At 45.8% G+C, this 19,988-nt stretch carries 19 protein-coding genes; 7 read left to right on the top strand and 12 right to left on the bottom strand.

Features of this window, described 5'->3' with window-relative positions:
* Nucleotides 1-141: 141 nt before the first annotated feature.
* The 9 genes from ACSX1A_RS00845 to ACSX1A_RS00805 form a co-directional block, all read right to left on the bottom strand.
* A complete protein-coding gene (locus ACSX1A_RS00845; protein WP_439881708.1) occupies nt 142-777 on the bottom strand; it encodes a NeuD/PglB/VioB family sugar acetyltransferase in 636 nt (211 codons plus the stop codon).
* 56 nt (nt 778-833) lie between these two features.
* Nucleotides 834-2,120 carry a hypothetical protein gene (locus tag ACSX1A_RS00840; protein ID WP_439881707.1) on the bottom strand — a complete coding sequence of 429 codons (1,287 nt, stop codon included), beginning with the start codon at nt 2,118-2,120 and terminating at the stop codon, nt 834-836.
* Nucleotides 2,117-3,406, bottom strand: coding sequence for a DUF2851 family protein (locus ACSX1A_RS00835; protein ID WP_439881706.1), 1,290 nt, complete (start codon nt 3,404-3,406; stop codon nt 2,117-2,119). The genes ACSX1A_RS00840 and ACSX1A_RS00835 overlap by 4 nt, the downstream gene beginning before the upstream one ends.
* 48 nt (nt 3,407-3,454) lie before the next feature.
* Nucleotides 3,455-3,925, bottom strand: a complete 471-nt coding sequence (locus ACSX1A_RS00830) for a DUF1456 family protein (RefSeq protein ID WP_439881705.1) — start codon at nt 3,923-3,925, stop codon at nt 3,455-3,457.
* 60 nt (nt 3,926-3,985) lie between these two features.
* Entirely contained in the window at nt 3,986-4,915 is a 930-nt protein-coding gene (locus ACSX1A_RS00825) for a ketopantoate reductase family protein (protein ID WP_439881704.1), read from the bottom strand.
* Between the two features lie 20 nt (nt 4,916-4,935).
* Nucleotides 4,936-5,766: an orotidine-5'-phosphate decarboxylase gene (gene pyrF, locus ACSX1A_RS00820; protein ID WP_439881703.1), complete on the bottom strand. Its 831-nt coding sequence runs from the start codon at nt 5,764-5,766 to the stop codon at nt 4,936-4,938.
* Nucleotides 5,767-5,904: 138 nt separating this feature from the next.
* A complete protein-coding gene (locus ACSX1A_RS00815; RefSeq protein WP_439881702.1) occupies nt 5,905-6,549 on the bottom strand; it encodes a LolA family protein in 645 nt (214 codons plus the stop codon).
* A gap of 26 nt (nt 6,550-6,575) precedes the next feature.
* Entirely contained in the window at nt 6,576-9,173 is a 2,598-nt protein-coding gene (locus tag ACSX1A_RS00810; protein ID WP_439881701.1) for a DNA translocase FtsK 4TM domain-containing protein, read from the bottom strand.
* A gap of 75 nt (nt 9,174-9,248) precedes the next feature.
* Nucleotides 9,249-10,280 carry a quinone-dependent dihydroorotate dehydrogenase gene (locus ACSX1A_RS00805; protein WP_439881700.1) on the bottom strand — a complete coding sequence of 344 codons (1,032 nt, stop codon included), beginning with the start codon at nt 10,278-10,280 and terminating at the stop codon, nt 9,249-9,251.
* Between the two features lie 307 nt (nt 10,281-10,587).
* On the opposite strand from ACSX1A_RS00805, the gene ACSX1A_RS00800 reads away from it, so the two are divergent.
* On the top strand, nt 10,588-10,785 hold the full coding sequence (locus ACSX1A_RS00800) for a cold-shock protein (protein ID WP_439881699.1): 198 nt from the start codon (nt 10,588-10,590) through the stop codon (nt 10,783-10,785).
* Nucleotides 10,786-10,890: 105 nt separating this feature from the next.
* The gene (locus ACSX1A_RS00795) at nt 10,891-12,036 is read left to right on the top strand and encodes a DEAD/DEAH box helicase (protein ID WP_439881698.1); all 1,146 of its coding nucleotides are present in this window, start codon (nt 10,891-10,893) and stop codon (nt 12,034-12,036) included.
* Nucleotides 12,037-12,069: 33 nt separating this feature from the next.
* On the opposite strand, the gene ACSX1A_RS00790 is transcribed toward ACSX1A_RS00795, so the two are convergent.
* A complete protein-coding gene (locus ACSX1A_RS00790) occupies nt 12,070-13,719 on the bottom strand; it encodes a beta-N-acetylhexosaminidase (protein WP_439881697.1) in 1,650 nt (549 codons plus the stop codon).
* Between the two features lie 88 nt (nt 13,720-13,807).
* Complete coding sequence (xerD, locus tag ACSX1A_RS00785) at nt 13,808-14,707, bottom strand: site-specific tyrosine recombinase XerD (RefSeq protein WP_439881696.1); 900 nt, start codon at nt 14,705-14,707, stop codon at nt 13,808-13,810.
* 219 nt (nt 14,708-14,926) lie between these two features.
* Between xerD and aroQ the strand changes: the two genes are divergently transcribed.
* The 5 genes from aroQ (at nt 14,927) to ACSX1A_RS00760 (ending at nt 18,535) form a co-directional block, all read left to right on the top strand.
* Nucleotides 14,927-15,373, top strand: a complete 447-nt coding sequence (aroQ, locus tag ACSX1A_RS00780; RefSeq protein WP_439881695.1) for a type II 3-dehydroquinate dehydratase — start codon at nt 14,927-14,929, stop codon at nt 15,371-15,373.
* Between the two features lie 89 nt (nt 15,374-15,462).
* On the top strand, nt 15,463-16,524 hold the full coding sequence (locus ACSX1A_RS00775; RefSeq protein WP_439881694.1) for an aminotransferase class V-fold PLP-dependent enzyme: 1,062 nt from the start codon (nt 15,463-15,465) through the stop codon (nt 16,522-16,524).
* Nucleotides 16,525-16,706: 182 nt separating this feature from the next.
* On the top strand, nt 16,707-17,267 hold the full coding sequence (locus ACSX1A_RS00770; protein ID WP_439881693.1) for a MarC family protein: 561 nt from the start codon (nt 16,707-16,709) through the stop codon (nt 17,265-17,267).
* Between the two features lie 81 nt (nt 17,268-17,348).
* Nucleotides 17,349-17,813, top strand: a complete 465-nt coding sequence (gene rnhA, locus ACSX1A_RS00765; RefSeq protein ID WP_439881692.1) for a ribonuclease HI — start codon at nt 17,349-17,351, stop codon at nt 17,811-17,813.
* A gap of 5 nt (nt 17,814-17,818) precedes the next feature.
* Nucleotides 17,819-18,535, top strand: coding sequence for a tRNA1(Val) (adenine(37)-N6)-methyltransferase (locus ACSX1A_RS00760; protein WP_439881691.1), 717 nt, complete (start codon nt 17,819-17,821; stop codon nt 18,533-18,535).
* A gap of 56 nt (nt 18,536-18,591) precedes the next feature.
* Here the strand turns inward: ACSX1A_RS00760 and ACSX1A_RS00755 are convergent, their stop codons facing one another.
* Nucleotides 18,592-19,935 carry a saccharopine dehydrogenase family protein gene (locus tag ACSX1A_RS00755; protein ID WP_439881690.1) on the bottom strand — a complete coding sequence of 448 codons (1,344 nt, stop codon included), beginning with the start codon at nt 19,933-19,935 and terminating at the stop codon, nt 18,592-18,594.
* Nucleotides 19,936-19,988: the final 53 nt, after the last annotated feature.

Here is a 19,988-nt window from a genome sequence, read left to right as displayed (position 1 = left end):
TGCGCTCTTTCAGAGCTATGTTCTGACTCTATTTTTGCTAGAGTATCAACTGATACAGGTACAAATTTAGAAACTGCTTTCGTGCTTAAAAAATGATTTTCATCAGTTTAGCTTTTTAACAGCAGGAACAAGTATAAAAGTTTATTTGATAGGAGCAGCAGGATTGCCGAAAACAGTTGCTTTGGCAGGCACGTCAGCTACCACTACAGCACCAGCACCGATACGGGCATTTTTACCAATTTTCACACCGGACACTATAACTGCGCCTGTACCGATAAATGCGCCATCTCCAACAACTACCTCCGCATTGATCACTGCACCGGCACCCACCTGTATAAAATCTCCCAGTTCAGCATAGGCATCTACAACAGCGTTGGAATGCACCAGATTGTGGTTTCCGATCTTTGCATTGTTGTTTATCACGGCTCCGGCGGCAACCATGTTCCCGTGCCCTAACCAGGCAAATTCAGAAACAGCGCTAAAACGGTGGATGGCGTTTACAGGCACTACCTTATGGTCTTCTTTCAGCATTTTTATCAGGCCTTTGCGCGCAGCAACATCTTCCAGAGCCACAAACACATCGCATGTTTTGCCTACAAGTTTCAGAAACTCATTATCTTCTGTGCTGCCCATTACAGCAATATTGTTCACTTCCTGCTGCTGTAGCTTCTGGTTATCATCCAGAAAACAATACACTACTACATTATTACTATTGAAAATGTCCAGGGCAGCAGTTCCCAGTTTCTGGGCGCCTAATATGATTACAGGATTTTGCATAAGTTTCTTAAATAAAGCGCAAAGGTACAAAGAAGCTCGGGAGTTTTAAAATATGCCTATTTCCGGATTGGTAGCAGCAGACGCTTAGCATAACGATTTTGCAACAGCAGATAAACTAAAAAAGGCAGGAACGCAATTCTGTAGCGGCTAAGCGTACCAAAGTTAGGCGTAGTGAGGCCAATGATGACTCCGAAAGCTACCACTACCAGGATGAACAACAGTTGCATCATAGTAGGTAGTTTTAACCTGCCTGTAAACAACGACGATACAAAAAGCGCTGTCAAAGCCATTAATATCAAATTCTCCAGGCCCATAAGTAGATGCAGCGGGTTTATTGCCTCCCAGACAAATGGCCTGAAAATAGCCCCAAATAATGCTTCTGGTGCATTCGCCAGCATGCTGGTCAGGTTCGGGTCCAGTTGCCGGAATACGATGTGCGGCTGCCCAACCGACAGTTCTAGCATCTCCTGGTAGGTGTAGACAAGATTGTGGTAGAAGAATGCATTGTCGTATTCTGCTACAAGAGTTGCCCCCAGTAATCCAAATGCAACTGCCAGCAGCAGCATAGCCAGCAGCTGTGAAACCATTGAGTTAAGGTAGCTTGTTTGCCTAGCTATAATTTTTACTAACCCGTAAAGTAACAGCAGCGGCAGCAGAAGCAGGGCAAGGAAAAACTTGATCCTTATAAACAAATAGAGCATCAGGGGCAGTAAAAGCCAGTTTATTTTACTTAAAGACTTGCCGGCTGCAAGCTGTAAAGCTATCGCAACTAGCCAGCACATACTCCCGAAAACCAATGGATCTTTCAGCACCCCTGAGCTCCAGAACACTACCGTAGGGAAGAAGAAAAAAGCAATGACAGAGGCTTGTTTATGCGTAGGCTCCAGCCTTACAAGCGTAGCAACCAGCATTGCTGTGCCCCAAAAACTGAACAAGGACAGGTAGAGTGAATTTAAGTAGTAACTGTTATTGGTAAGCAGGTTCAGGGCACTGAGTAATTTCAGAAAGAAGAATGAATTTGAAAAGTTTGGGAAACGTGTAAAAGGCAGCGAGGCCCTTAAGCTGTCGCTACTAAACTCATTAAAAAGTAGCAAACGGATATAGGCTACCGGGTTTTCCTTTGCATATGCTGAGAGGTGCAGAGATGCATTTTTAAAAGTAAGCGTATCGCCTTCCTGATAGTAATGGTGGTAAAGAAGTCCTAACGCTATACCACAGGCAAGTTTCAAGAATAACCCTGGTAATACAAATGGCCTAATTTCATTTAAAACAGGTCGCTTCCAAAGTGCCCAGACCAGTAAAGACAGCAACCCTATATTCAGGACAAAAATTACTGAATTCATGCAGCAGGGCTATTTTGCTTCATTATTTTATTTCCTACCCCGCAATGCATGCAGTTTACTGGCGCACAGTATAACTTATAAAGCCCTAATGCAGCCTGGTTATCAGCGGCTGACTTCGCTCTCCAACCCAGGTCTTCGTATTTCCGGGTATACTGATTGCTTTCTTCCCGCAGCTGTTCCAGCACGTCAATGGCTTTGTCTAAAAGCCGCCTGTTACCGCTATAGCTGCCATAGGCTGCCAGCAGCGGCACGACGGCATTAATGAACAGATTTTGGGCACTGCTCTTGCCCATAGCAGCCTGGGAAGCCTTCGATTTTCTGCCAAACATGTAATGCTGCTGCCAATACTCCGAAACCTCCGACCTGAACCAGGATACTACAGCTTTCATATCGCTTGACTCCAGCAGATTAGAAAAAATACCTGCCTCGTGGTGTAGCAGAGCTGCCAACTGGGCTATCCGCATCGTCGGGAAATTACCAGGGCGCATTCTCAGGAAATTCCATTGGTGCAGCTGCATGGCCAGTGGCTGCAACTTATACTTGTGGCTCAGAAAAGCATGTTCCTTTTGCAATATCAAGGTGTAATCATCCTGTGCTTCATTCAGGAAACCAGCCTGGCCAAAGAGCAGCGCTTCCAACTGGAACTGCGATGCCTGATGCTGCCTCACCACTTTTTGGGGCACTGCTTTCGCTAATTGTTCAAAAGCCAGCTGATTTGTTTTAAATCCCAAAGCACGTAGTAAAATATGGTAAGCTGTCTGCTCCCAATCATTCCCATAAGCCCTGGCTATCTGCAGCCCCTCCTCTCCTTTCAATTCAAGCCGCTCTATCAGGGAGCGCTCCATCATACTTAGCTTGGTTACTTCGGGTACTGCGGGCCAAAAGGCAGCGCATGGAATCGTAGACCGGGCCTGTTGCAACTGCTCATAGGTGTGAAGCAACTTCAGGTCTACCCTGTTCTTCAGTTCAAGTACAGGCACCTGGCTGCCATCCTGGCGGTGTACTGCTTTATCGGCCTCCCATACCACATGCAGCACAACCTGGTCATACTTTGCATCCGTCTGATGCTGATGCCGGTACCAGTCCGATGCTCTGATATGGACTTCAGCACTTCCTGACCACTCTACATCTCCGATCTTCAGGATGGTTTCCTTAAAGTCTGGCCCGGTATCGGTATTGTAATAACCAACCCGCAATACTTGCAGCAGCTCTCCATCAGTAGTTGCTAAGTTTGTTTTAACAAAGTATTGATGCCGCCAGATGTAGTGCAGGAAATCTTCTTTCACGTTGCCGGTTTTAAAATGATTCGCTAAGCTTTACCACAAAATAGTAAACTAAATAGCTTGGTTGTCATGGTATCTTAGCTGCATACCGTGTAGGAAATTACGCAGTATCTGGTCTTTTAAAGGCCTGTACTGGCTTTGGCTGGGGTTACGGAAAAAGGCGCTCAGTTCGTGCTTGCTCAGCCTGAAATTGACCAGTTCAAGTATATCCAGCATGTCATCATCTTTTAGATTGAGAGCTATCTTGAGCTTACGGAGGATGATGTTATTGTTCAGCTGCTTTTCCGGTATCGGTTGCGGACCTTCTTTCTTACCACGCATGTCTATGATCAGTCCGTTCAGAAAAATTGCCAGGTTTTCATCGTCCAGTTCCTTATACTCTGGATCTTCCTCTTTTTTAAGCCAGTCGCTCACCTGTGCACGTGTTACCTCTTTGTTTGCCAATCCAAACACCTCTATCATCTTAGCGTCACTAAAATCGAAAGTATAACGGAGCCTGCGTATTATGTCGTTGTTGTTCATATTGATTATCTCTTTTATGTGGCTCCCGGTTTATGAAAGTGCCCGCGTATGTTTTGCCGTTTAAACTTTAACCTTCCTCGCTTTTATTTCCATTGGTAAAATTGAGCTGTAAATAAACCTGTTTACCGGTGTATCCACGCCATATATTTCACCAAGTCTAACTACTGTACCATTCTGATACTCGATTTCTGAAGGCTTTCCTTGTAGCACGTCCCTGGTTAATGATGCAGTTGAATCATAGGGCAAGGTATCTATAAAGGCTACAACTTTATCAGGAAAATCGGGCTGGATGTCAATGCCCACTTTTTGAGACAGCTGATGGATCTCGCGTAATAATTCGACCATCAGTTGCCTGGTTTCTTTTAACTCCCTTAGCTCTCCGTAAGTAGTCCGGGACACAGCCAAAAGGCCGCTTATACAGATCGAAGTAAATTTTTTCCAAAGATCCGCATAAATATCATCAGATAGCTGCGACTCTATTCCAGCTTTATCAAATATAGTTTTTACTTGTTGCGTTCGTTCGGAGCGTGACTTATCGGTTTCCCCGAAAACGATTGTCGGTACTACTCCGAAATGGTTGATTACGCCCGGAGCATCTATTTTACTGATAATCCGGCAGAGGCCCCCAAGTATATTATGCCCCGGAATGTATTCTTTTAGTTCATCAATAGCTAACACGCCATTTTGCAAGGGCAGTACAAGTGTGTCAGCATGTAAGATTGGTTTTAAATCCTTTGCTATCTCTTTAATCTGCCAAGCCTTTACACCAAGTATGATCAGATCTGCCTGTCCTATTCCGCTTATGCTATCAGTGGCTTGCACCTGGTCAACATGAAAATCGCCCTGTAAACTTTTTACAGTTAAGCCATTTACTTTCATGGCTTCTAGATGTGCCCCTCTGGCCAAAAAAGTAACATCGAAACCAGCTTTAGCCAGTTTCCCGCCAAAATACCCCCCTACTCCACCTGCTCCTATAACAACGATCTTCATTTTACCCGCTTAAAATAAACCTACAAATGCTGCACGAACTGCTCCAGGTATATTGCCATCTCCTGCTGAACCTTTAGTGCTGCTTCTCGTGCTTTCTCTGCAAAATCACGCCCAGAGGAGGCGTATATGATTCCGCGGGAAGAGTTCACCAGCAAACCGCACTGCTGATTCATACCTGATCGGGAGATCTCTTCCAGGCTACCGCCTTGTGCGCCAACGCCCGGAACAAGCAGGAAATGGTTTGGCACAATCTTTCTCACGCGCGCAACATAGTCTGCCTGCGTGGCACCAACCACATACATCATTTGTCCGGCTGTGGCCCACGTGGAACTTTCCCGCAGCACCTGCTCAAACAAATACTCTTCACTACCATCTGCCAGCTTCAGCATCTGGAAGTCCTGGCTGCCTGCGTTTGAAGTAAGCGCTAATAGTATTACCCATTTGCCACCCTGCACAAGGAAAGGTTTCACAGAATCTGCCCCCATGTAAGGAGCAACCGTAACTGAGTCGAATTTAAAAGTCTCGAAAAACGCGCGTGCGTATAGTTCTGAAGTGTTCCCGATGTCGCCCCGCTTGGCATCAGCAATCGTAAATATCTCTTTGGGAATGTACTGCAGCGTTTTTTCCAGGCTAACCCATCCCTTTGGCCCTTGTGCCTCATAAAAGGCAATGTTAGGTTTGTAGGCTACGCAGAGGTCGGCAGTTGCTTCAATTATCTGCCTGTTAAATTCCAATACCGGGTCCTCAGTATCAAGGAGGTGTTCAGGCAATTTTTTGGGATCTGTATCCAACCCCACACACAGGTAAGACTTTTTTAGCAGGATCTGTTCGAAGAGATGTTCTCTGGTCATGGCGATGGTTCTTTGCTAAGGTTTATACAAAAGTATCATCTTATACGAAGAGGTAAAACAAAATCATAAATAAGGGAATTAAAGCAGAAAAGGCTGCCCCAAACGGAGCAGCCTTTTCCAGATCATAAAATGGTTGTATTATCTAAGGTCAACCACGTTTACCCCTTTATACTTTGCCTTATTAAATGAAAAGGCATCGGAAGCAAGCGTTGGGTTAGACTGAAAATTCTTGATAGTATAAGTATAGCGGTTACCGTTGTTACGGAACATCTGCCAGCTCTTTAAAGTCTTGTCTTTTTGGTTGATGAAGAGACGAACCTTAAATATTGGGTTTGTACGGTCTTCCGGAGATAATTCGATCACATCATACTTTGCACCTTCAATTGTCTCTGCACCTGCATAAGCATATTTGTATCCTTTCTTATACATGTCAAATATCTTGCTCGGCGACATGCTTTCAGCCTCATCGTCAGTTTCTGTGATGGTTACTTCATTGGCATCCTTCAGGTAGGTCCACATAAGCTTACCATCGCTGATAACCTCTTGCCCACTCACACCCAATCGATACTTATTTCCACTTACCAAGATATCGCCGTTCATTGTTTCTTTTACTTTGGCCGACGGGTTTTCCAGTGTCTGGCTAAAGTTGGCTTTAAAGGCTTTCATTGTTTTATACTTCTGGCTCATGGCGTTCAGTATTTTACCTGCCTTCGGATCTTGCTGTGCTTGTGCCAGGTTTACAAATAGCATCACTGCCAGCAATAAAGAGAGTAATCTTTTCATGTTTATAATTTACTTGTTAGGTATTTCTACCCCATCGTATTCAATAACTGTTCCAAACTGTACTCATCCGGAATTAAAACTTCACGTGCCTTGCTTCCCTCGAACGGCCCAACCACTCCAGCTGATTCTAACTGGTCAATCAAGCGTCCTGCGCGGTTGTAACCCAGCTTCAGGCGGCGTTGTAACAAAGAAGTGCTTCCCTGCTGGTGCTGTACAATAATGCGCGCAGCCTCTTCGAACAACGAATCTTTAGAGCTTGGATCAAAATCGGCTTTATCATTACCGCTTTCATCCCCCACGAACTCCGGTAACAGGTAAGCATCGCTATAGCCCTGCTGCTCTCCGATAAACTCACAGATCCTGTCTACTTCCGGTGTATCCACAAAAGCACACTGTATACGCACCATGTCCGAACCGATAGAGAACAGCATATCCCCCTGACCTATCAACTGATCGGCTCCACCGGCATCCAGAATAGTACGGGAGTCGATTTTGGAGGTCACTTTAAAGGAGATACGTGCCGGGAAGTTTGCTTTAATGATACCCGTGATCACGTTTACCGACGGACGCTGCGTAGCAACTACCAGGTGTATACCAATGGCTCTTGCCAACTGCGCCAGACGTGCAATCGGTGTTTCCACCTCTTTACCGGCAGTCATCATCAGGTCGGCCAACTCATCTATCACCAGCACGATGTATGGCATAAACCGATGGCCTTTCTGCGGGTTCAGTCTGCGCTCCACAAATTTGCGGTTATATTCCTTCAGGTTACGGCAGCCAGCATCCTTCAGCAAATCGTAGCGCATGTCCATCTCCATACAAAGGGAGTTGAGCGTGTTCACTACTTTTTTTGTGTCTGTGATAATAGCTTCCTCGCTATCAGGTAATTTCGCTAAAAAGTGGCGCTCAATTTTATTGAACAGCGATAGTTCCACCTTCTTTGGGTCAACGAGCACAAACTTGAGCTGCGACGGGTGGCGCTTGTAAAGCAAGGAGGTCAGGATAGCGTTCAGGCCAACAGACTTACCCTGCCCCGTGGCACCCGCCATAAGCAGGTGGGGCATTTTGGCAAGGTCAGTGATGAACACTTCGTTGGTAATCGTTTTACCAAAAGCGATTGGCAGATCCATGTCGCTTTTCATAAATTTCTCCGTCGAAAGAATGGATTTGATAGATACCATCTCTTTCTTGGTGTTCGGCACTTCGATACCAATAGTACCTTTACCCGGAATCGGTGCGATGATACGGATACCCAGTGCAGCTAAGCTCAGGGCTATATCATCTTCCAGATTTTTGATCTTGGAGATACGCACGCCGGCATCCGGCACTATTTCATATAGTGTTACAGTGGGCCCGATAGTAGCTTTAATGCTGGCTATGCTGATATTGTAATGGCCAAGCGTATCGACGATCTTGTCTTTATTGGCCTCCAGCTCCTCCTTACTCACCTGAATTTTGCTACTGCCATAGTCTGTCAGCAGGTCAATGTGTGGGTATTGGTACCGGGCCAGGTCAAGGGTCGGATCATAATTTTCACCGGCTAAAACGCGCGCTTCCTCCTCTTCGGGGGTTTGCTCTATCTGTAGTTCCATCTCCGGTTCTTCCGGGTTATCGAAACCATCCAGTACGACAGCATCATCCTCCTCAATATCCAGTTCCAATGCCAGGCTTGACGGCTTTGGCGTAGGCTCATCTTTCGGAGTAATGGTACTCAGCTCCATCTCCAGCGCACGGTTTATTTCATCGTCTTCATCATCAAAAGGCACATCTTCCTCTTCTTCTTCATATTCCAGCGATGCAGTTGGGTCGGCGTTGTGGTTAACACTTCTTGCAGAATTACCCAGTACATCTCCCAAAGAGGAGGCATGGTTTCTTTCAGGCGCTCCGCTTTCCGTTAGCACTTCATCCGGTTTGCTACCCCAGTTTATACTTGTAATGTTAAAGAAACCTACCAGGAAAACTAAAAGCAGGAAACCCAGGAACAGCCAGGAGCCCCAGCCAATCAAACTGTGCATCCAGGTGGCTGCCTCAATACCTATTCCACCTCCTAAAAAGCCAAGTGGCCCGACAGCATCCAGGGCAAACACTATGTACCCCATCATCAGGCACAACCAGAGCATGCTAAAGCTGCAAAGCCCAAGAATATAGGTCATTGAAGTTGTTACGCGTTTGAAAACAATGCGTAAACCAGCTACAAAAAGGATAGGGATTATAAAGAAGGCACCAATGCCTACCAGGTCATAAATAAAGAAATGAGCCAGCCATGCTCCAAATAAACCCAACCAGTTCTCCGCCTCCTGCCCTGATTCCTTGAGCCCGGTGCCACTCACTGACTCCACTACACTCTGATCAGCGTTACCTGTGAATAGGTAAGATACAAAAGCAATTGTCAGGCAAAATGAAAAGAGCAGGAATGTAAAGCCAATTGCCAGCTTCAGACGCTTGTCTCCCAGAAAACCCAGGCGGAACGTTGGCATAGAAGGAAGTTTAAAAGAGAACTTCTTCTTCGCCTGTTTCTGCTGCATCTCACTCTTCGGCACATTTGCTCGTCGTGGCTCGTTCTTACCACGCACCTCATTCTTCCGCCCTACCAGCGTATCGTTTCTGTAAGTGTTCTTGGCCATACCTTTGACTAATTAAAGATTCCAAATTTACATTTTTTTGGATGAAGAGCTTAGCAAAAAGGCAGGCAATTTAAATTATTTAGTTAATATCTTTTTGTTGATGCGGCTGATAAGAGAAGGGCCTTCATAGATAAAGCCAGTGTACAACTGAATAAGATCGGCACCGGCCTGCAGCTTCTCAACAGCATCCTCCGGCGTCATGATCCCACCCACACCTATTACACGGATCTCCTGAGGCAGGAAGGTGCGAAGGTGCCTGACAATTTGTGTGGCATGCTCGGTTAAGGGCTTGCCGCTAAGGCCGCCAGCTCCCATAGCAGAGATTTTATCTGGTGACGTATGCAGCCCGGCACGGCTTACGGTGGTGTTTGTGGCAATTATCCCGCTCAACCTGGCTTCAATGGCAATCTCAATGATATCGTTGAGCTGGTTCAGGTTAAGGTCCGGAGCTATTTTGAGCAGGAGTGGTTTCGGTTTCACATGACTATTGTTCTCCTCCTGCAGAGTAAGCAGCAATTTTTTAAGAGGCTCTTTATCCTGTAAAGCACGCAGGTCCGGGGTATTTGGTGAACTCACATTCACTACAAAATAATCTACCACATCAAACAAAGCCTTAAAGCTGTAGAGGTAGTCACGTATAGCTTCTTCATTAGGGGTTGATTTATTCTTGCCAATGTTCCCGCCAACAATAATGTTGCTCTTGCGCTTGGCCAGCCTCCTTACTGCGGCATCTACCCCTTCGTTGTTGAAGCCCATACGGTTGATGATCGCTTGATCCTGAGGTAAGCGGAATAGCCGTGGTTTTTCGTTTCCTGCCTGGGGCTTTGGAGTAAGTGTACCTATTTCGATAAAGCCAAACCCGAAGTTGGCGAACTCATCTATCAGCTTTGCATCCTTATCAAAGCCTGCAGCCAACCCCACAGGATTAGGGAATTTAAGCCCGAACAGCTCCCGCTCCAGCGCCGGGTCCTGCACCTGAAACATCTGTTGGCTTACCCCTTTTACAAAGGGCAACTTGTTTGCAATCTTTACAGCATCGGCAGTAAGGTAATGCACTCTTTCAGGATCTAGCTGGAACAGCAGTGGGCGAAGGATACTTTTATACACAGCGGCTATGGTTGATTGGTTATGCTGCTTACAAAGATAGAAACCTAAACATAAATACCCGCTGGTCACTCAATTATCTTAAAGCCAGCAGGCATATTGGCCAAATAAAGGTGCGCTGGCAGGCATCTTCTTGGCTCTGGCTCAAATATTAAACGATGGTTGCGTTGAACGGCTACAGTCTTTTATCAAAATTCCCCCTTCTTATCCAATTGTCGTTAATAAGAATGAAGGCACACGCTAGTTCCGAAAATCGGGAGTGGCTTTAACTACTAACATACATACTATGGGTAGATCTCAAAACAGCTTCATGAAGAAGCAACTCCAGCAGAAGAAACAAAAAAAGAAAAAAGAGAAAGAACTGCGCAAACAGGAGCGCCAGGAGAATTCAACAGGGGGCAGCCTTGCCGAGATGATCGCCTATGTGGATGAAAATGGTGTCATAACTGACACGCCACCTGAAGAAAGAAAAGAAGAGTCTTCTGAAGATAAAAAAGATAATACTTGATGTTATCTGCAAACATACGAGGTCATTTAAGCTGGTCTTTCTATAATTCCTGAACAAACTGTTACATTTGTTACAGGTTCAGGAGAACTGTATTAAAATCGTCTTATGTCCTTTTCATCTTTAGGTCTTTCAGAGTCCTTGCTTCAGGCAGTAGCAGCTCAGCAGTACCCACACCCTTACCCTGTGCAGCAAGAGGCAATACCAGCTATCTTAAAAGGCAGGGATATACTGGGTATCGCGCAAACCGGCTCCGGTAAAACAGCTAGCTTTGTACTGCCAATACTACAGCAGTTCCAGGGTAAAGCGGTTTCAAAAAGCAGGCGTGTAAAAACCCTGGTGCTTGTGCCTACGCGTGAATTGGCAGTACAGGTAAGCGAGGTTTTTAAATCATTTGGCAGCCAACTTCCTAGAAAAGTAAAAACCCTGGCCGTTTATGGCGGCGTTTCCATTAACCCACAGATGATGCAATTGCAAGGCACCGAGGTTCTTGTGGCAACACCCGGGCGCTTGCTGGACCTGATCTCTTCGAAAGCAGTGCACCTGTCGGAAGTGGAAACGCTTGTGCTGGATGAGGCTGATAAAATGCTGAACTTAGGTTTTGAAGAGGAGATGAACAAGATCTTTGCGCTCTTACCTTCTCAACGCCAGAACATACTTTTTTCGGCAACACTGAGCAATAAGATAGAGGACATCCGCGAAAACCTGCTCCGTGATCCGGTGATGATAGAGATAAAAGCAGAAGAGGGTTTGACGCCTGATCTAATCTCTCAGGTTGCTTATGCTGTTAGCCCCGAACAGAAAGGCCCATTTCTACGGTACCTCATAAAGTCGGAGAACATGCAGCAGGTATTGGTATTTGTTTCTTCTACCAGAACGGCAGACAATGTGGTAGGTAAGCTTGTAAAAAACGGCATTCCGGCAGCGGCAATGCACAGCAAGAAAAGCCAGGGAGCCCGAACAGAGGCTTTAAGCAAATTTAAATCAGGTAAAACACCTGTACTTGTCGCTACTGACCTTGCCTCCAGAGGCATTGACATTCAGTTTCTGCCTTACGTGATCAATTATGATCTGCCACGGTCTCCGAAAGACTATGTACACCGTATCGGCAGAACAGGGCGGGCAGGTGCTTCGGGAAAAGCTATTTCTCTTATCACCCCGGAGGACCAGCACCACTTTAAGATCATACAAAAGAAGATGGGCAAACAAGTGGAACTGATTACCCCAGCGGACATCGACCTGAAAGGCTATTAATTACAAGTATACCAGCTAGCTACTAACTATTAGCTACTGTTGTTTATCTGAGGTCCATTTGTCAAAGCCTTTAAAGTAGCCGCTCTTCCAGTAGTTGTACCTCGGGATAACAGCCGTTTTAAGTCTTCGCTTAAAATCTTCGTAATCTTTGTTCTCGCGAGCTGACCAGAGCACTTCGCTCAACGCCGTCATCCTCGGGAATATCATGTACTCCACTTTAGCAGGGCTGCCCATATACTCAGTCCAAACATTGGCCTGAGCCCCGATAATGTACTGGTCCAGGTTCTGCTGGCGTAGCAAATCTGGCACTGGTTCAAAGTTATAAACGGCATCTAACGGATTGTAACCACTTATCGAAAGGCTGTCATTGGGGTCCTTGGACTGGTAATGGTCAAAGTACAATGGTTTGCCTGGTGTCATAATTACCCTGTGCTTGCGGCTTGCGGCAGAGATCCCTTCCTTTTCGCCTCCCCAGTTCATTACAACCGCCGACTTATCCAGATCACCTTCCAATATTTCATGCCACCCGATCACCGTCTTGCCTTTTGTCTTCAGGTAACTGGCTACTTGCTCAATAAAGTATGTCTGTAAGCCTTTTTCATCTTTCAGATTATGATCTTTGATAAACTTCTGTGAGACAGGATCCGCTTTCCACCACATTTTGCTGCACTCATCACCTCCTAAGTGGAAATAGGTAGCAGGAAAAAGGTCGGCCACCTCGCCAAACACTGTCTTCAGAAATTTGAAAGTAGCTGGATTTGGCTGTAACACATTGTTCTGGCGGTTATACATACCCCAGGTAGTAGCTACATTCCAAGTAGTGTCGGGGCGGGTACTAAATTCAGGGTAAGCGGCAATTGTGGCCCTGCTATGGCCGGGTATGTCAATTTCCGGAATTATACTTATACCACGCACTGCAGCATACTTTATCACTTCACGCACCTCATCTTTAGTATAAAAGCCACCGTAGCGCGTGCTGTCATACCGCGCCGGGGTATCCTTAAAATGTCCGATCAGAGTGGCATTTCGCCAGGAACCTACGGAGTTGAGTTTCGGGTAAGATTCGATCTCAATGCGCCAGCCCTGATCGTCAGTCAGGTGCCAGTGAAAGGTATTGAACTTATGAAAAGCCAGGTAATCAATGTATTTCTTGATGAAAGATACGGGAAACATATGCCGCACCACATCCAGGTGCATTCCTCGGTATGAGAAACGCGGGTAGTCCGTTACCATTACTGTTGGTATCTTCACCTCCTCCATCTTTCGGAGTGGGAGCAACTGCAGCAGTGTCTGAATACCGTAAACAACACCGCCAGTATCTTTTGCCCTGATCGTTACATCCTTACCTTCTACAGCCAGGGTATACATCTCATCTTTGCTGATCGATTTAGCATCAAAAACAAGGTAAATGCGGCTATTTGCCTGGCCTTGGGTCTGGCCTTTAGGCTGTACTTGCAGATCAAGTTTGACTTGCGCAGCCAGTACCTCCTTTAGGTAAGCCGCTTGGTTAGCAAACTCATTATCAAATACAATCTGTGTTTTTTTATTAACCGTAACATATCCCTGGCCCAGCTTTCTTACTTCTACAGGCTTTGGAGTTATATCTTCTACTGTTTGTGCAGTGGTAGGTACAGCAACAAAAAGGAAAAGGCTAAACAGGACGGGCAGATGTCTTAAAATCATGATCAGGTAAAAGTATACTATAAATCATTTTATGAACAGAAGCTTTTTTTGCAGTCAGAAAACTGCGCAGCAACATGATAAGTGCAAATCAGCTACGTGGATGGTAGTCTTTGATCACCTGCTTCAGGTAATCCCTGTCCAGGTGCGTGTAAATTTCGGTGGTAGTAATGGACTCGTGGCCCAGCATCTCCTGCACGGCGCGCAGGTCGGCCCCTCCTTCTATCAGGTGTGTGGCAAATGAATGGCGGAAAGTATGCGGGCTAACTGTTTTCTGGATGCCTGCCTTGGCTGTCAGGTCTTTGATGATAGTAAACACCATGACGCGTGTCATTTGTGCCCCCCGGCGGTTCAGGAAGATAATATCTTCATGCCCTTTTTTGATTTTTAGGTGGCAACGCACCCCTTCCCGGTACAGTTTAATATGTTTTAAGGCATCGCGCCCAATTGGGACAAGCCGCTCTTTATCTCCCTTACCTGCCACTTTCAGGAAACCCATGTCTTCGTACAGGTTACTCAGGCGCAGATCCAGCAACTCAGTTACGCGCAGGCCCGAGCTGTAAAGCGTTTCCAGCATGGCACGATTGCGGGTGCCCTCGGGAGTAGAAAGATCAATGGCCGCCAGTATCTGCTCTATCTCATGAAAGTCAAGTGTATCGGGCAGCTTCCGATCCAGTTTTGGCGCTTCAATAGTATCTGTCGGATCAACCAGCAGCATGTCTTCCATGATCAGGAACTTGTAAAAAGCACGGATACCGGATAAGGTACGGGCCTGCGAGTGCGGCGTCATTCCCAATTCAGTTATCCACTCCAGAAACTCGCGCAGAACAGCTGCTGTAATATGCTCAGGTGCTACCTGCAAGTTCCTCAGCTTCAGGAAATCCGTTAATTTACTGATATCACGCAGGTAAGCTTCTACAGAGTGCTTCGATAGCGACTTTTCCAACTTCAGGTACTCTTCAAATTGCTTAATACAGATGGGCCAGTTCATTTTGTGAGGTTTGGGGGTTTAAGGATCTTATAAGACACAATGCTTTCAGGCTTTTTTAGGTGTAAGCTAAAAATGAAAGTGACGAAGTATCCAAATAAATAAAATTATTCGTAGAGCAGCTTAACTATCCAACAATCAACAATTATATTTATAAGCAAAGATAGTTAATCCTTACCTTTGTGCTATCGGAAATTTGTAAGCTTAACAAGACCTCCTTACATGAAAATACTTATCCTGAATGGCCCTAACCTTAACCTCCTGGGCGTGCGCGAAAAAGCAGTTTATGGAAACCGCTCTTTTGAGGATTATTTTGAAGAACTGAAGGAGGCGTTTCCGGCCCTGGAACTCACCTATTTTCAGTCTAACACAGAAGGAGTTATCATTGACAAGTTGCATGAACTGGGTTTCAGCTATAAAGGCATTGTATTAAACGCCGGAGCTTATACGCACACTTCAGTGGCAATACCGGATGCCATAAAGGCTATTGACGCTCCGGTAGTTGAAGTGCATATTTCTAATGTGTATAAAAGAGAGGCCTTCCGCCACAAGAGCATGATCGCACCGTACTGCACCGGCAGTATTGTAGGCTTCGGGCTCGAAAGTTACCGCCTTGCCCTACAGTATTTTGAACGCCTGAAACCAAAACAGATCGGCTTTAATGTGTAAGAAGATCAGGTAAACTACGTTATCTAAACTTAGCTGAAACTTTTGCTCTAAAATATAGTACAACTGCTATATTCTAACTATATTTCCTTATGCTGAACTTCTTCCCTGGTCCTTCTAAAGTTTACCCTGAAGTACGTAGCTATCTGCAAGATGCGTATGACGAGGATATCCTGAGTACACCACATAGAGGAGAACAATTCGTACAGCTGTCACGGGCTGTGGTAGGTTCTATCAAACGCAAACTTAACATACCACAGGATTATTATATATTTTTTACTTCTTCAGCCACTGAATGCTGGGAAATACTGATACAGAGCCTTACCAAGCACAAGAGTTATCATATCTACAACGGGTCTTTTGGCGAGAAGTGGTTCCAGTATGCAAAACAGCTCCGACCTAATTCCGAAGGCTTTAAGTTCGACGTAAACGAGCCAATGCCTGTGGAAAGTCTTCAGATCAGTTCAGATACGGAATTGATCTGCTTTACTCAGAACGAGACCTCCAATGGCACCCAGGTTAACGCAACAACCATACTTAACCTGCATAACCGCTTTCGCGACACCCTAATTGCCGTAGACACGACATCATCGATGGCTGGCCTTAATCTAAAGCTTATCAAAGCGGATATATGGTATGCTTCTGTGCAAAAATGTTTTGGTTTGCCTGCCGGACTGGGTATTATGGCCTGTTCTCCGAGGGCTATCTTCAGAGCAAAACAAATAAATGAGCGTGGCCACTACAACAGCATGGTTTCCATGTATGAGAAGATGCTTAATTACCAGACCACACACACACCAAACGTACTCAATATTTACCTCCTGAAACGGATGCTGGAAGACCGGCCTTTTATCAAAACCATTGATCAGAAGCTGACAGACCGCGCACAGGAGCTGTATACTTTTTTTGAGCAGTTCTCTGATATGAAACTTTTGGTGGAGAATGAAGAAGTCCGTTCTAAAACAGTTATTGCCATCGAAGCCTCTGAGCGCCTGGTTGACGACATGAAGAAGCGGGCTTTGTACCACAACATTCGCCTGGGCAATGGCTATGGCCCCTGGGCGCGCAACACATTCCGCATTGCCAACTTCCCTGCCATCCTCGACGAAGAGTATGAAGAGCTAAAGCGCTTTTTCCTGCACTACTACGCCTGAGCCTAGCCCCAAAGTCTGCCTATTTGTTCATTAGCCTGTTCCACTACTGTAGCTGAGCTATAAATTTGAGACAGGAGCTTAAAGTATGCGCTGCAACACCGCATTGCATTCTCAATTGATACAATTTATCTAACTTTGGGCGACGCTCTAATTTTATAATCAATATTTTTTAACGTATTCTAATGTTCAGCTTAAAAGAGATAGCCTCTGTTACGCTTATTCTTTTTGCCGTAATTGATATTATAGGCTCTATTCCCATCATTATTGACCTTCGCAAACGCGAAGGGAAAATAGAATCGGAGAAAGCGACAATTGTATCCGGTGTTCTGATGATCGTATTCCTTTTCTTAGGCCAGTCCATTCTTAAACTTTTTGGCCTCGATTTTGAATCTTTCGCCATGGCAGGTGCTATTATCATCTTCCTGATAGGTTTGGAGATGATCCTTGGCAAAGACTTTTTTCATGCTGATCCAGAATCAAAAAGCGGCTCCATTGTACCCTTGGCTTTTCCGCTGATAGTTGGGGCCGGTACCATGACAACACTTCTGTCTTTACGGGCAGCTTACTCACTGCCAAACGTACTTGTAGGCATTGTGATAAACCTGGTGTTTGTATACATTGTACTGAAAGCCTCCTCCTGGATTGAGCGTAAACTTGGGAAAGACGGTGCCAACGTACTCCGAAAAGTGTTTGGTATCATACTGTTGGCCATCGCTATCAAACTTTTTAAGACTAACCTTTAAATTTGAATAAGTACATGAGAGTATAGGAGGATGTACCTTAAAAACATTCGCTCTCTGTGCGCCATTCATTCCTGCTTTTTTATGATAGAACTCTATACCGATGGTGCTTCACGTGGAAACCCGGGGCCTGGCGGCTATGGGACCATTCTGCGTTGGAAACACCACGTAAAAGAAATAACAGCCGGTTACCGAAAAACAACTAACAACCGGATGGAATTATTAGCTGTGATCGTGGGCCTAGAGGCTGTTACGAAGCCGGGCATTCCTATTACAGTATTCTCAGACTCTAAATATGTTGTAGACGCAGTTGAAAAAAGATGGGTATTTGGTTGGCAAAAAAAAGGTTTTAAAGGCAAAGCCAATGCTGATCTGTGGTCGCGGTTTCTGCGGATATATGCCAAACATAACGTTAAATTTGTTTGGGTTAAAGGTCACGCCGGCCACCCTGAAAACGAACGCTGTGATGAACTTGCTGTTGCCAGCGCCCTCTCACCGCACTTACTTATTGACGAAGGCTTTGAGTCAGGCATAAACAATCCGGGATAATCTGTATGCGCAACTCCTACTTCCAGTTTAAGCACTTCAGAGTAGAACAGGACAAGTGCGCGATGAAAGTCTGCACAGACTCCTGCTTATTCGGGGCATATGTGCAGGTGGCAGACGCGCGGCTTATACTGGATATTGGTGCAGGCACGGGATTATTATCGCTTATGGCAGCACAACGGAGCGCTGGACTTGTGGAAGCTGTAGAGATTAACCCGGAGGCGCAGGCGCAGACAAAAGAAAATTTTGCCATCAGCCCGTGGCCTGACCGTTTACAGCTGCACCCTGTGAGCTTACAGGAATATGCAAAGTATAATCAAAAGCAGTACGACATTATACTTTCTAACCCACCTTTCTTCCTGTCTTCTTTAAAATCATCGGATGCCGCCAAAAATGCTTCGCGGCATGCCGAGGCGCTGTTCTTCCAGGAAATTCTGGCTTTTGCTCAGCAACACCTGGCACAAAACGGAAGGCTGTATCTCTTGTTACCTCCGGCTGAGGCTACAATATTTTCCAGATTAGCCAGCAGTTCTCACTTACACCTGGCAGAAGTGTTGCAGGTTTTTACCTATCATGGTGGTAAGTGTATCCGCCATATCCAAACGTATACTTCCAGCGCAGTATCTGCCCCTGCTGTTAAAGAGTTCTACATTAAAGAAGAAGACAAAACCACCTACACGGCGCAGTTTTCAGAACTCCTCAGGGACTATTACCTGAACTTTTAGAAAATCCGTTCAGGTGATCTAAAGGAGTGCCGGAGCGCTTACAACTACCAGGACTCCTACCTGATCACCTTCTCCTTTTCTACAAAGTCGATACCATATCCTTTCAGTTCTTCCAGTACTGGCTCATAAAGCGCTGGGTAAATCGGGATAACAACACCTCTGTGTGTGATCTTACCCTGAAGCATTAACCTGGCGAGGATGCCAACTGGCAATCCTACAGTTTTTGCCATGGCTGTCTGTACTTCGTCATCACCGGTAACAACCAGCGACGAGGTCACTTCATGCTTTCTGCCTTCCTGCTCATACTCAAACAAGTGCTGCATAACGATCATGTCTTTATCCCCTGGTGCCAGGGTCCATTTCTCCTTCAGTATTTTCTCCAGCACCTGGGCAGGTGTGGCACCGGCAAGTTCCACAGGTGTTTCGTCGAACAACCCCAGCCACTCCAGTTTTTGCAGCACATCTCCCTGAGCAGGTATATTCAGGTACTCCCCGATTCGTTCTGCCATACTTTGCCCTGAGGCTTTAGCTGGAGGCAGAAAAGCCTCTAAGAAACCCCGGTAAGTCAAGCTTTCAGAGTTATCCAGCACATAGCTATCGTCAGTTATGCCCAATTGCACAAATACATCCCAGGCCTCACAGTAACCTGGTCTTCTTAGCGTTCCGCGCAGCATCGTCGGAATATCCAGTAAGCCATAAGGTTCTCTGTAGCTCAGGGAGTCACGGTTGGCGTACCCTTCAAAATGCCCGTAACCATCCACGTGAAAAGAATCGGTGCGCTTAAACAGCTTGTGGTAAGGGATGTACTTGTACTCGCCTTTCTTGATATACTTTGCTGTGCCCTGGCCTGCCAATACAACATTTCTCGGGTTCCAGGTAAATTTGTAGTGCCATGGGTTGTTGTCATACTCCGGTGCTACCAATCCTCCGGTAAACGATTTAAAGGAGGTCAGCTTACCGCCGTTAGCCTGTATGCGCCTGATCACAGCCATAGCCGACATGTGGTCGATGCCCGGATCGAGCCCGGATTCCATCAATATGGTAAGGTTCTTTTCCTGTGCTTCGTGGTGAAGCTCCAGAAAAGCAGGGGAAACATAACTGGCCGTGATCAGGTTCTTTTCCTGTACCAGGCATTCTTTTGCTACTTCAATGTGAAAAACGGCAGGTAAGAGCGAGATTACCAGATCGGCCTTTGCTACCTCTGTTGCACGTTGTTCTTCGTTATGCACATCAAAGGTAATGACATCGGCAAAGGAGATAGGTTCTATCAAAGGCCGGAGGTGCGAAACGGTAATGTCACCAATAGTAATGAACCAACCCTCTGCTGTAGCATGATCGAAGAGGTACTTTATAAGTGAAGACGCAGAGCGGCCTGCGCCGAGCAACAAAATTCTTTTCATAGTAGCGGTATGGTTTAGCCTGAATTTAAGCAATAAGCCATGCAAGGCAAACC

The organism is Pontibacter sp. MBLB2868 (assembly GCF_051904785.1).
GTDB lineage: Bacteria > Bacteroidota > Bacteroidia > Cytophagales > Hymenobacteraceae > Pontibacter.
The sequence above is the reverse complement of the archived record's forward strand: the minus strand, read 5'-3'. Positions and strand labels throughout refer to the sequence as shown.